Origin of the sequence: Aerococcus sp. HMSC23C02, from assembly GCF_001806805.1 — a bacterium.
Classification (GTDB): Bacteria; Bacillota; Bacilli; order Lactobacillales; family Aerococcaceae; genus Aerococcus; species Aerococcus sanguinicola.
In genome coordinates this window covers 93043-106285 of the sequence record NZ_KV786062.1, presented here as the reverse complement: position 1 = coordinate 106285, position 13243 = coordinate 93043, and the positions used below count along the sequence as shown (strand labels likewise).

General features: G+C 48.6%; 11 protein-coding genes. 4 read left to right on the top strand and 7 right to left on the bottom strand.

Translation table 11 applies throughout. The annotated features are described in order from the left end of the window. Positions 1-98: 98 nt before the first annotated feature. Positions 99-1313, bottom strand: coding sequence for an AI-2E family transporter (locus HMPREF3090_RS09460; protein ID WP_083272469.1), 1215 nt, complete (start codon positions 1311-1313; stop codon positions 99-101). Positions 1314-1430: 117 nt separating this feature from the next. Here HMPREF3090_RS09460 and HMPREF3090_RS09455 point away from each other — a divergent pair, with 117 nt between their 5' ends. Continuing rightward, positions 1431-2459, top strand: coding sequence for a lactonase family protein (locus tag HMPREF3090_RS09455; RefSeq protein WP_067971545.1), 1029 nt, complete (start codon positions 1431-1433; stop codon positions 2457-2459). 109 nt (positions 2460-2568) lie between these two features. Then, the gene (locus HMPREF3090_RS09450) at positions 2569-3396 is read left to right on the top strand and encodes an undecaprenyl-diphosphate phosphatase (protein WP_067971548.1); all 828 of its coding nucleotides are present in this window, start codon (positions 2569-2571) and stop codon (positions 3394-3396) included. Positions 3397-3830: 434 nt separating this feature from the next. Here the strand turns inward: HMPREF3090_RS09450 and HMPREF3090_RS09445 are convergent, their stop codons facing one another. Continuing rightward, a complete protein-coding gene (locus HMPREF3090_RS09445) occupies positions 3831-5192 on the bottom strand; it encodes an aspartate kinase (RefSeq protein WP_067976461.1) in 1362 nt (453 codons plus the stop codon). 172 nt (positions 5193-5364) lie between these two features. On the opposite strand from HMPREF3090_RS09445, the gene HMPREF3090_RS09440 reads away from it, so the two are divergent. Together HMPREF3090_RS09440 and HMPREF3090_RS09680 are read left to right on the top strand one after the other, a co-directional pair. Continuing rightward, entirely contained in the window at positions 5365-6324 is a 960-nt protein-coding gene (locus HMPREF3090_RS09440) for an amidohydrolase (protein WP_083272468.1), read from the top strand. Further along, positions 6321-6677: a zinc-binding metallopeptidase family protein gene (locus tag HMPREF3090_RS09680; RefSeq protein WP_083272467.1), complete on the top strand. Its 357-nt coding sequence runs from the start codon at positions 6321-6323 to the stop codon at positions 6675-6677. The genes HMPREF3090_RS09440 and HMPREF3090_RS09680 overlap by 4 nt, the downstream gene beginning before the upstream one ends. 55 nt (positions 6678-6732) lie before the next feature. On the opposite strand, the gene glgA is transcribed toward HMPREF3090_RS09680, so the two are convergent. The 5 genes from glgA to HMPREF3090_RS09415 form a co-directional block, all read right to left on the bottom strand. Continuing rightward, complete coding sequence (glgA, locus tag HMPREF3090_RS09435) at positions 6733-8178, bottom strand: glycogen synthase GlgA (RefSeq protein ID WP_070486556.1); 1446 nt, start codon at positions 8176-8178, stop codon at positions 6733-6735. A 24-nt stretch (positions 8179-8202) separates the two neighbouring features. After that, a complete protein-coding gene (gene glgD / locus HMPREF3090_RS09430; RefSeq protein WP_070486554.1) occupies positions 8203-9348 on the bottom strand; it encodes a glucose-1-phosphate adenylyltransferase subunit GlgD in 1146 nt (381 codons plus the stop codon). Then, positions 9335-10477 carry a glucose-1-phosphate adenylyltransferase gene (locus HMPREF3090_RS09425; RefSeq protein WP_070486552.1) on the bottom strand — a complete coding sequence of 381 codons (1143 nt, stop codon included), beginning with the start codon at positions 10475-10477 and terminating at the stop codon, positions 9335-9337. Before HMPREF3090_RS09425 ends, glgD begins: the two co-directional genes overlap by 14 nt. Before the next feature lie 11 nt (positions 10478-10488). Beyond that, the gene (gene glgB / locus HMPREF3090_RS09420) at positions 10489-12447 is read right to left on the bottom strand and encodes a 1,4-alpha-glucan branching protein GlgB (RefSeq protein WP_070486549.1); all 1959 of its coding nucleotides are present in this window, start codon (positions 12445-12447) and stop codon (positions 10489-10491) included. Between the two features lie 242 nt (positions 12448-12689). Then, positions 12690-13076, bottom strand: coding sequence for a lactoylglutathione lyase (locus HMPREF3090_RS09415; RefSeq protein WP_067971571.1), 387 nt, complete (start codon positions 13074-13076; stop codon positions 12690-12692). Positions 13077-13243 lie beyond the last annotated feature (167 nt).

Genomic DNA, 13243 nt, shown 5'->3' with positions numbered 1-13243 from the left:
GGCTCGAGCCGATGCCATGGCTCTATAACGATCACTTTCAAGACGGAACGTAGGCTCACCAGCACAATTCAATTAAGAACTTGTTATTTTTAGCTCACTTATTCATCTGAATCCCATTCAGCTAGCAAGTCTTCCTCATAAAGCCCTGAAACTTTGCGGTACCACTTGAAGAAGTAGGTAAAGATCAGCTTGAGGATGGCATAACTTGGAATGATAATAATAATCCCAATAATGCCGAAGAGTTTCCCCCCAGCGATCAAGAGCAGCATAATGGTAACGGGATGGATGTCCAAGTTGGAACCCAAAATGTGGGGCGAAATGACCCGGCCTTCGATGGTCTGCTCGATCATGAAGACGACAAGGACCTTGACTACCATGATGGGCCCTTGGACGATAGCAATAATAACCGCGGGGATCATGGCTAAGAAAGAACCCAGGTAAGGAATCAAGTTTAGGAAGCCCGCCAAGACACCGAGAATAATCCCATACTGGAGGCCAATAATCGAATAGCCCAGCATAAACATAATAGCTACCGAGATGCCGACCATAATCTGGCCACGCACATAGGCAGAGACTTGTTGGTTCATCTCAAAAAGCAGCTGCATGGTCGACGAGCGGATCGGATTAGGCACCACCAAGGCCAGATTTTGTTTCAACTTGGGCCCGTCCTTTAACATATAGAAGAGAATAAAGGGCGCCGTTACAATGGCCAGGATGAAGTTAGACAGGACGCCCACAATAGAGCCGATCGAATCAATAGCCGAGTTAAAAATCGTCGACCAATTAATGGAATTGCCCTGGATGAAGTTGAGCCCCCAGTCGTTCAAGAGATTGACTCCCTCTTCAAACAAGGGATTGTGGTAGAAACGCTGCAGGGGCTTATCATAGCTTGAGATCAGCTCATCCCAGTTGGACACTAGAGACTGAGATTGGGCAAAGAAGACCGGCGTCAGATAGGTCAGGATCAAGACCGCTATCCCCATCAAGACCAGGACCAGGATAGCCCCCCACTGCCGCTTGACGCCCCGCTTTTCCAGGCGGTTGACGATGGGCACGGTGAGATAATAGAGGATTGCAGCCAAGATAATGGGCAAGGCAATCACGCTCACGAAATCCAAGACGGGGTGGAATAGGTGGGCAATCCGACTAAAGATCAATAGAAATAAGGCAATTAGGATGAGTACAAGCAACAATTGAAGCCAGCGATTGCTCAAGAAAGACCGGAAAGAATGGTAGTTAATCTTCTGCAATTGGTCGCTCCGGTCTTGCCAGTACTGGTTCATTTTGTCATTTGGGTTTCGCTTATCAGTCATCGAACTCCCCCTCTAGGAATAATTTACTTTTATTGCTTAAGTATACAATATATTTTGTTTTTGGCCTAACCCAGGTCGTGAACTTATAGTAAAATTAATATGAAAGGTGGATTAACCATGGATCAATTTTATCTCGGAGCCTATACCGACGGCTCCAATACGGGCATCCACAGCCTGAGCGTGGACCCTAACTTAGACCAGCCGCTTAAAGTCGATCGTCTCATAGAAGAGGCCGATCCCTGCTACTTCTGTCTGTCGGCCGACCAGAAGTCACTCTTCACTCTGTCCAATCCAGGGTCAGAGCCGGGTGTCAGCCACTACCGTTGGACGGGTGAGGACTTCCAGCTCGTGGACCGCTTAGCTTTTCTCGAAGAACCAGCCTGCTATGTGAGCCTGAGCGCAGATGAGCGTTACGTTCTCTGCGCCTCCTACCGGCAAGCTAGTCTTATCTTAATCAAAGTCCAGGCAAATGGCAAACTCGAGCTAGCGGACATTGTCCAGCGCACCGGCTCGGGGCCCCATCCCAACCAGGACCAACCCCACTGCCACTACTTCAAACAATACCGGGACAGCCCCTTCTTCCTGGCCTGCGACTTGGGGACGGATGAAGTCCTCAGCTACCGCATCCAAGAAGACAAGCTCCAGCTAGTCGATAGTCTGGCTATCCCAGCTGGCTCAGGCCCCCGCCACCTGGTCGCCCATCCCACGCTCCCCTATGTCTATGTTCTGAGCGAACTCTCTTATACGGTCGAAGTCGTTCAAGTCGACGACCTATCCGGCCACTTAGAGGCAGTCGGTCGCTACCAGACCCTGCCCCAAGCCCCCCAAGGCTTCAACTCCAGCGCCGCTATCCGTATCTCTTCGGATGGCCGCTTTCTTTACTGCTCCAACCGAGGAGAAAACACTTTGACAGTCTTTGCCCTGAGTAAAGATGGTCGACGCCTAGACCGCATCCAAATCATTGCCAGCCAGGGTGACTTTCCCCGGGACTTCAACCTATCCCCCGATGAATCCTATCTCCTCGTGGCCCACCAAAACGATGGACACTTGCGCCTCTTCGATCGCGATCCCGAAACTGGCCTTCTAACAGCTAAGGACTTCGACTACCAGCTCGACCAGGTCGTCTGTGTCCAAAGTATTTCTTAAATTTTCTTCAATTTTAGGTCAGAAGCCCGTGGTAAAGGCGAAACTTTGTTATATTGGAAGCTGCTTATTTAAGCGCTAAGAAGTAACTCACAGAAAGGAAAAGCTGTCTATGCTTGAACTCTTAAAAATTATCTTAATCGGCCTGATTGAGGGCATCACCGAATGGCTGCCCATTTCGAGTACCGGCCATATGATCCTCGTGGAGGAATTCGTCCAACTCCAAGTCCGCCCCGAATTCTGGGACATCTTCATCGTTGTCATCCAGCTCGGCGCTATCTTGGCAGTCATCTGGATTTACTTTAACCGACTCAACCCCTTCTCCCCGCAAAAGACCAAGGAAGAAAAACGGGAAACCTGGGAAACTTGGTTTAAGGTGGCAGTCGGCTGTATCCCTGCCGCGATTCTCGGTCTCTTGATCGATGACTGGATGGAAGCCCACCTGATGAACTGGTTAGTCGTGGCCCTGGCTCTAATTATCTACGGGATCGCTTTTATCTTGGTAGAAAATTACAACAAGACCCGGACCAGCCAAGTCAACAGCATGAGCGAACTCTCCTACCGGCGGGCCTTTACGATTGGCCTCTTCCAGTGCCTGTCCCTGGTGCCCGGCACATCCCGTTCCGGCTCTTCCATCCTCGGGGCCACCATCATGGGCACCTCCCGTCCCGTTGCCGCTGACTTCTCTTTCTTTATGAGTATCCCCATCATGTTCGGCGCCAGCTTCCTGAAACTGGTCAAAGGCTTCCTCGAAGGTTTCCGCTTCACCGGCTTAGAGCTCGGCTATCTCGCAGTCGGCATGGTCGTTGCCTTCCTGGTCTCCGTCATCACCATCAAGCTCCTCCTCCGCTACATCCAAAGCAACGACTTCAAGCCTTTCGGATGGTACCGGATTGCCCTGGGCTTAGTCGTTATCATCTACTTCGCTTGGATCCGATAAGCAGAGTTTGGGTTTCCTGAAACATAAGCAAAGTTATTTCATTCGATTGATCAAACGATCGAAATTAAATTTTCCCTTTAGAGTAAATATGCTACAAGCAGAATCTACTCTAAAGGGATATTTTTATAGATTTCAATGAATTTAAATAATACAAGCTACCATTCTTTTTAGTATTTGATAAGGAGTTTTGATTAATTATGAGCAGTAGTGGACTTTGAATTTGATCGTTAGCCATGAACAAGCAAGCGATGTGAATTACGTATAGTAGGCGTTAGCCGTACTAGACGTTTGAAGCTCGCTAGGTGAGGGACCTTGGCCCGAACCGGTGCCATGGCTCTATAACGATCAAATTCAAAAGCGCAACGGATGCTCATATGTACTATTAAGTTTAAATTAAAAAAGGGAAGTCTCAGCTTCCCTAGTTAATTCTTTATTTATTTATCAGATTCGAAAAATTCCTTATAGATAGCGGCAACAGCGCGTTCTTCTTCATTTTCGTTGATGCCAAACATAATGGAATTCTCGGATGAACCTTGGTTGATCATGTCGATATTCACCTGAGCTTCGCCTAGGGCCTTGGTTGCTCGAGCCATCAGTCCAATCTTATGTCGCATATTTTGCCCCACCAGCATAACTAAGCAAAGATTGTCCCGTTTTTCCACCACGTCGGCCGCCGTCTTGACCTTGATCTCTACTAAGAGGTCTTGGAATTGCTTAGCGGTAATCATTTCTTCCTTGAAGACAATATCAATGTCGTCAATCCCTGAAACAATGTGTTCCAAGCTGATATTATAGTCTTCCAAGACATCCAAGACCCGGTTAATGAAGCCAACTTCTCGGTTCATCATGTACTTGCTGATATAGATGGAAGCAAAGCCAGACTTACTAGCAACGCCAGCGAGGGGGTATTCAGATTCAGACCGCGTCCGGGTGATCTTAGTCCCTGGCGCTGTTGGATTATTCGTATTCTTTACCACAACGGGAATGCCTTCTGCAAAGGCAGGATAGAGGGCTTCATCATGGACGACGGAGAAACCAGAATAAGAGAGCTCCCGCATTTCGGTATAGGTTAAGTCTTCAATCGGCACTGGCTTCTCGATAATACTTGGGCTGGCTGAATAGATACAGTCCACATCGGTAAAGTTTTCATACAAGGTTGCCTTGACCCCATTAGCTAGAATAGCCCCGGTCACATCGCTGCCCCCGCGTGAGAAGGTCACCAGCTTACCGGTCTTGGTAAAGCCGAAGAAGCCTGGGAAGATAATAATCTCGTCATAGTCTCTCAAGGCAAAGAGATTCTGATAGGATTCGGGCAGGATTTGGGCATTGCCCGGCTCGTCGGATAAGTAGAGGCCCGCTTCCTTAGGGCTAATATAGCGGGCAGGAATGCCTTCTGAGCGCAGGTAGGCAGCAATGAGTTTGGCACTATTGTCTTCCCCACTGGCTTTCAGGGCATCCATAAAATAAGATTCTTCTGTCGTGTCCCCTTCGATCAGCTCTTGCAGGCTGTGGGAAATCTCACTCACGATGTCCTCATCAATGGCCAGGTCCGTCGCAATTTCTTTGTAACGGTTGACAATTTGATTAAAGACATGAGAGACGCCCTTATTCCCATTAAGCACCTGAGAAGCTAAGTCGATTAAGAGGTCGGTCACCTTGGTATCTTCTGGAAAACGTTTACCAGGAGCCGAAACGACCACGATACGTCGGTCAGCGTCACTTACAATGATATCTTTAATTTTTTTTATCTGCTCAGCACTAGCCACCGAGCTTCCACCAAATTTAATCACTTTCATCAGCATAACCTCATTCATGTTTAATTTTCTCATTTCTCTATAATATATCATACCTGTTCCTGCTAGACAAGAATCTTTCATTGGCTTTTTCAGGAAAGTATTGTTTTTCAACCTACTTTAGGCTATGGTAGAGGTATTATATTTTGAACGCTAGGAGAAAGGGAGACTAACAATGAACGGGGACTTAGAGGCTTTATTTAGGGCAGTGGATGTCATGGAGGAGGACCTGGTCCAGCTGAGGCGGGGCTTCCACCAGTATCCTGAGACAGCCTGGTTGGAATTTCGAACGACTTCACAAATCATCACTTACCTAGAAGAAGCCGGGATTCCAGTCCACTTCGGTCCTGACCTGGTCAATCGCGACTTTGCCTGGGGGCGCCCTGACTATGCCAGTCGCCAGGCAGCCATGGACCGCGCCATCGACCAAGGGGCTGATCCTCAGATTATCCGGCAGATGGCTGGCTTTCCTGGAGCAATCGCCCAAATTGATACGGGGCGGCCCGGTCCCCACCTGGCCTTCCGCTTCGATATCGATGCCAATGACCTCCATGAAACCCTGAAAGCCGACCACTTCCCTAACCAAGCCGGCTTCCGGTCAAAAAATCCGGACGCCATGCACGGCTGTGGTCATGACGGCCATACAGCTATCGGCCTCGTGCTCGCCAAACTGGTCCACCGCTACCAGGAAGATTTTTGCGGGAAAATTAGCTTTATCTTTCAAATTGCCGAAGAAGGCGTCCGCGGAGCCCGGGCCATGGTCGAGGCAGGCGTCTTAGAAGGTGTTGACTACCTCCTGGCCTGCCATATCCTGAAGAGCCCCGAGAATGAACTGGCCTTCTATAGCGACTGGTCCGGCCTCTACGCCACCAGTAAATTCAATGTCACTATCCACGGTCGGTCGGCCCATGCTGGCCTAGCCCCAGAATCTGGTCACAATGCCATTCTCGCAGCCACCTCAGCCATCGCCAATATGAACATGTTTTTCCAGGATTCCCATGGCAACGGCCGGCTCAATATCGGGACCATTAACGGTGGGACCGGGCGCAATGTCATTCCCGACTTCTGTTACTTTGAAGCCGAGACCCGGGGCCCAGCCGAGAAGTCAACCAGCACCTCTATGACAAGGCGGTGACCTCCATTCGAGCAGCCTGTGAGATCTATGACTGCCAGTATGAGCTGGAGATCGTCGGCGGCTCCATCAATGCCCAGGCCAGCCCCGAATTCGCCGAAAAGGTCTACCAGGCTAGCCAAGCAGTCCCCGACTTCGACCATTCCTACCGCCACTATGCCAACCGCGGAGCGACCGATGACTTCGCCTATATGATGCAAGCGGTCCAAGACCAGGGCGGCCAGGCCACATACGCTGTCCTCGCCTGCCCCCTAGCTGCCGGCAACCACAACGACGCCTTCGACTTCGACGAAGCCTGCCTCAAAGCCGGCGCCAAAGCCTTCCTCTCCACCCTCTACCAGACCAACCACCGTTAATCATCCAACACAAAGGCCCTGCCCCAGAACTTAACTGGGTGCAGGGCCTTTTATTCTAAGCTTCCAATAAGGATTGGTAGACTTGGATATAGTCTTCAGCCGGTCCTTGCCAGCTGAAATCGCGGCTCATGGCCTCTTGGATCAAACCTTGCCAGGCCTTCTTATCATGTTCATAAACATCAACCGCATAGTTAACAATCTTCAAGAAGTCGCGGCCATTGAATTGGTTGAAGCTAAAGCCCGTTCCCTCGCCTGTAAAGTGGTTGTAGGGTTCAACTGTATCGGCCAAGCCCCCCACTTCATGGACTAAGGGCAGGGTTCCATAGCGCATCGCAATCATCTGGGACAGGCCACAGGGTTCAAAGGCACTCGGCATCAAGAAGAGGTCAGACCCCGCATAGATCTCTTGGGCCAAGTGGACATCAAAGTCAATATAGGCGCAAAAGCGGCCTGGATACTTGTGCTCAAAGTAACGGAAGGAGTGTTCAAATTCATCGTCCCCCGTCCCCAAAACCAAAACCTGGACCCGGCGCGTATTCAAGAGCTCTTCCGCCTTCTCTTGGAGCAACTGCATGCCCTTCTGCGGCGTCAGCCGTGAAACCACGCCCAGTAGTGCTGCATCTGGATCTTTAACCAGTCCAACTCGCTCCTGGAGCTTGATCTTATTCTTAAGCTTAGCGGACTGGACAGTCTGAGCGTCATAGTTTACCGCTAAATTCGGGTCAGTTTTCGGATTATTTAAGTCATAGTCAATGCCGTTAATAATGCCGCGAATCTTAAAGTGGTTGTCACGCAAGCAGGCATCTAGTCCCTCACCGAATTCTGGCGTCTGGATCTCACCAGCATAACGGGGACTCACCGTTGTCACAATATCAGAGAAGTTAATGCCCCCTTTGAGATAGTTGACCGCTCCATAGTGCTCACAGCCCTTGTCATGGAAGGTGGCATCCGTTGTATTGAAATAAGAGTAGAGAGCTTCCTTGTCCGTCCAACCCTGGAATTGGATGTTGTGGATGGTCAGCACCTTACGGATATCGCGGTAAGCTTCCACCCAATGGTACTTGTCCACGAGGAGGGCAGGAATCATGGCCGTCTGCCAGTCATTGACATGGATGATGTTTGGAATAAAGTCTACTTTCTCCATCATTTCAATCACTGCCAAGTCAAAGAAGGCAAAGCGTTCACAATCATCCTCATAACCATACAAGGAAGGTCGATTGAAATAATCCAAATTATCCACAAAGTAATAGGTTAAATCGTCTAAGACCAGGCGTTTGATCCCTACATAAGCTTGCCGCTGGTAGCCCATCTCCACTTGGAAGTTCAAAAGGTCTTCACAGGCTTCCTTGTACTCCTCAGGCATGAGGGTGTAATAAGGAAGGACTACCCGGACATCAATGCCCTGGGCTTTTAGAGCCTTAGGCAGGACATAGGATACATCGCCCAAGCCCCCTGTTTTAAAAAAGGGGGCTGCTTCAGCTGAAGCAAATAAAATCTTCATTTTTGTCTCCTTTAAACTATTGCACTAGGCTTTAATCCGCGTATTCTTAGCAACCACTAGGGGTTCTTCGGCCGTTCCTTCGACCACTGCCCCGGCCTCAACATAGACCCGCTTATCCAGGATGGCATGTTTGACCCGGGCGCCCTCTTCAATGATACAACCTTGGAAGAGGATAGAATTCTCGACTTCTGCCCCCTCATGAACCTCAACCTTACGCGAAATTTGCGAGTGGGAAACCTTACCTTGCATATCCGTATGGGTCGCGATCTGGGCATTGTGGACTTCAGCTTTTTTACCATAATAAGTTGGTGCTCCATTGTGGGTCCGGGTAATAATTGGCAACTCGGTATGGAAGAGGCTGGGGAAGGCTTCCCCTTCGAGCATAGAGAGGCTGGTATCATAGTAGGCCTTGACAGAATCAATATTGGCTACGAAGCCCTTGTGTTCATAAGCTTGGACGGTATAGTCCAGGAGGTATTTCTCAATAATTTGGTCGAGGTTATCATTGAGGTTCTCCGCATTGGCCTTGTCAATAATTTCAAGCAAGATATTGGCAGGCATGATGGTCATGTTCATATCGAAGTTAACCACTTCGCCTTCAATAGGCGTAACGCCTTCCTTAGCCAAGTCAGTCACATAGCCCTTGTCATCGATGGTCAATAAATTCTCATCGGGGTGGTATTCAACGAAGCTTTTTTCCTTCTTAGCATACATCCGCATCACTTCGGCGCTTCCCGCTTCGAAGGTATCCAGCATGTCCACCAAGTTGACGCTAGCTAGGATCTTAGAACCTGAAATAAAGACATACTCGCTATTGGCCCGTTCGATAAAGATTTTGTGGTCTTCATAGAAGTCACCAATCCGGCTAGCCGCTTCATAGAGGGCCTTCTTGTGCTTCATCTGCGAATAGGTGAAGATCCCACCTGAATTCGTATCCAAGTCCCAGGCCTGGCCGCTGCGGATATGGTCGTAGACGGACCGGCCGGTTTCATTGATGAAGATAGCTGCTGAGCGCACATCGGCGTGTGATAAGCTCGACAGGGTAAAGTCTAAGAGCCGGTAGCGGCAGGCAAAAGGCAGGGCACCAATTGGCCGACTATCCGTCAATGGAGCTAGCTTGCTATCATCTTCGGTCATATTAATAATGGCACTTAATTTATTCTTCTTCATTGTCGCTACCTCCCACTACTTCTTCATAGCCGACGACTTTAATTTCTTCTGGGGTCCCAATCACTTGGGCATTGTCCGCAATCTGGGCGCCTTCCCCGAGAATAGCATACTTAATCACAGCCTTTTGCCCCACGCGCGCCCCAGTCATCAGGACTGATTTCTCCACTTGGCTGTCTTTGCCGATCTTCACGTCTTGTGAAATAACTGAGCGGTTGACCTGACCACGAATGAAGGCACCGTCGCAAACCATGGATTCCGTCACATTCGCCTCTTCCGTTAATAATTGAGGGGGTGACACGATGTTCTTACTATAGATGGGCCAGTCATTCGAGCGAATATTGAGAGGGTGGTCAGGATCCAGGAATTCCATATTGGCTTCCCAGAGACTTTCGATAGTCCCCACGTCCTTCCAATAGCCATCGAAGGAGTAGGCATAAAGAGCTTCGTCATTGGCCAGATAAGCTGGAATCACATCTTTCCCGAAGTCTTCCATTTTTTCAGGGTCTGAAGTGAGATAGCTCCGCAGCTTATCCCAAGTAAAGATATAGATCCCCATGGAAGCTAGGTTAGACTTAGGATGTTCAGGTTTCTCTTCAAACTCAACAATCTTATCATCGTCATCAGTATTCATAATCCCAAAGCGTGATGCCTCTTCCATAGGCACCGGGATTACCGCAACCGTACAGTCTGCTTCGTTGGCCACATGGTCTTCCAACATGCGTTCATAGTCCATCTTATAGATATGGTCACCTGACAGGACTAAGACATATTCCGGCTTCTGGCTATCGATAAAGCTAATGTTTTGGTAGATGGCATTGGCTGTCCCTTTAAACCATTTTTCCCCATCTTCCGTGGAAGAGTAAGGTTGGAGGACATAGGCGCCCCCTTCGTTAGAATCTAGGTCCCAAGGCACTCCTACCCCAATATGGTCATTGAGGACTAAGGGTTCATACTGGATCATGACGCCCACTTTTTTGATGCCGGAATTGGCACAGTTACTCAAAGGAAAATCAATAATACGGTATTTGCCTCCAAAAGGAACAGCTGGTTTGGCAATTTCTTTGGTTAATTTACCGAGGCGGGTCCCCTTACCCCCAGCAAGTATCATAGCTAATAATTGTTTTTTCATAATGATCGAGATTACTCTCTTTCCCCTCCTTCAACTAAATCTTCTTTCTTTAATAGTTCTGGCCTCTCCGTCAAAAGCTGATCGGGCTTCAATAGGAAGGTCGACAGGGAGGGCAATACGACAGATAGCGAATAATCAAAGCCTTGGTGGGGCACTTGCTCTGCCGTATAAGTTTCCTGCTGGTATTCCCAATTGCCTCCAAATTCCTGCATTTCACTGTTCAAGAGGACACGATAAGTTCCTGGATACGGTACCCCCAAGCGGTAATTGTGACGTTCCACGGGGGTAAAGTTATAAGCACACACAATAAAATCTTCTGGGTCCTGGCTCCTCCGAATAAAGGCCGCCGTGGTCTCTAAATCATCATCCGCTTCCAGGAAACGGATGCCTTCTGGGCTCAGGTCCAATTGGTGGAGGGCTGGTTGATCCTGGTAGAGCTGGTTCAAGCACTGGATGTAGTGCTGGTATTCCCGGTTATAGGGCCGGTCCAAGTCCTCCCATTCTAGCTGGCTGTAGAAGCGCCACTCTAAGAATTGGCCAATTTCGTTACCCATGAAGGATAATTTCTTACCTGGATAACACATCCGGTAACCCTCCAGTGTTCGCAAGTTCGAGAACTCATCATAACGCGTCTGTCCCGGCATCCGCCCTAAGAGGGACTCCTTGCCGTGGACCACTTCATCGTGGGAAAAGGGCAAGATAAAGTTCTCATGGAACATATACATGAAGGTAAAGTTCACCAGCTTATAGTGGTGGGACCGGTGGATAGGGTCCAAGCTAAAGAATTTCAGGGTATCGTTCATCCAACCCATGTTCCACTTGAAGTTAAAGCCCAAGCCCCCTTCGGAAGTGGGCCGTGTCACCCCATCCCAAGCTGTGGATTCTTCCGCAATCATGAGATAGGAATCATCCCGCAAGAAGATCTCCTGGTTTAAACGGCGGAGGAAGTCTACCCCCTCTAAGTTGACATTATTGCCATAGCGGTTAGGCTGCCAGTCCCCAATATCATAGTCCAAGTAGAGCATATTAGAGACGGCATCCACCCTCAAACCATCGACATGGAATTCCTCTAGCCAAAAGACAGCATTCGAAATCAAGAAGCTGTGGACTTGGCTCCTGCCTAGGTCAAAATTATAGGTCCCCCAACGGTTATTGACCGCACGCTGGGGATCTTGAAATTCAAAGCACGGGGTCCCGTCGTAATAGGCCAGAGCATCATCATTGCGGACAAAGTGGCCGGGCACCCAATCCACTAAGACCCCAATCTCCGCCTGGTGGCAGGCATCCACAAAACGCATAAATGGTTCAAAGTCGTGACCGAAGCGACCAGCAATCGAATAATAACCCGAAATCTGATAGCCCCAAGAAGCCTCCAAGGGGTGCTCCATCAAAGGCATAAATTCAATATGGGTATAGCCCATTTCTTTGACATAAGGGATGAGTTCCTTCCTCAAGTCATCGAAACTATAAGCCGACCCATCCGGATGACGGCGCCAGGAGGACATGTGGACCTCGTAGATGTTTAAAGGCCGGTCATAGCGTTTAGCTTTCCGACGTTCGGCCAGCCAATCGGCATCCTGCCAGTCATACTGGGGCAAGTTTTGGATCACCGAAGCCGTCTTGGGTGGGACCTCACTCGCAAAGGCGAAGGGGTCTTGCTTTTCCTTTTTTTGCCCTGCCTGGTCCGTGACCACAAATTTATAGAGGTCCCATTCCTTAGCCTCAGCCTTAAAGATGGTCCAAGCTCCGGTTTCCCCCACTGCTTCAAGGGCCTCTTCCTGCCACTGGTTAAAACTTCCAATAATAGCAACGGCCTTGGCCCGGGGTGCCCAGACTGTAAAACGATAACCCTCCTGACCCGCTTGATCTCGACAAGCTTTGGCACCCAGAAAATGATAAGCGGAAAAATGATTGCCTAAATTGAAGTAATACATTTCTGTTGCCAGTTGGTCTTTGGTCAATTGCGGCATATTCCCCCTCCTTCCTTTTTATAAAAACGCTTGCATTTCTTTCTAAAAAAAAGCGAGAACAAAGTTAATTGTTCTCGCTTTCTCCTAGACAAGGGATAAAGCCGTTCACAGCAACTTTATCCGAGCACCTACTTCCTGTAGTGTTGCTAAGCAACGTGTGCTCTCTATATTCTCAATACACAGTTAAGTGTACTCAGCTCATCGCGAGATAAGTATAGCACAGTTTCCACTAAAAAGGCAAGTTATTTCCAAGCCTCTTCGTCAATAACTTCAATCTTGTAGCCATCTGGGTCAGTCACAAAGTAGTAGAATGGCTCAGTCCCAGGTAAACCTACATAGTCTGTTACAGGATAACCAGCTTCCTTATGAGCTTGGTGGAGTCCTTCGGCATCTGCGGTTACAATCGCAATATGCCCATAACCATTTCCTAAATCATAGGCTTCATGGTCATAGTTATAAGTTAATTCTAATTTGTAGTCTTGGCCTGGTAAAGAAAGGTAGCAAAGCGTAAATTCATTATCTGGGAAATCCCGACGCTCCACCTCTTCAAAACCAAAGGCATCTTGGTAAAACGTAATGGACGCTTCTAAATTTTTAACGCGTACACATGTATGATCCACAACTGGCATTCAATCATCACCTTTCCTTATGTCTATTCTACCTAACTTTCATCCTTTTTTAAAGAAATATGATAAAAAAATGATAAGTTTATCAAAGAAAATCTTTAAAGCCCATAGCCTAGCACACTGATAGTTTTCTCTTCTTCAAAATGAAAAACTTATCCTAGCAAGCTTTC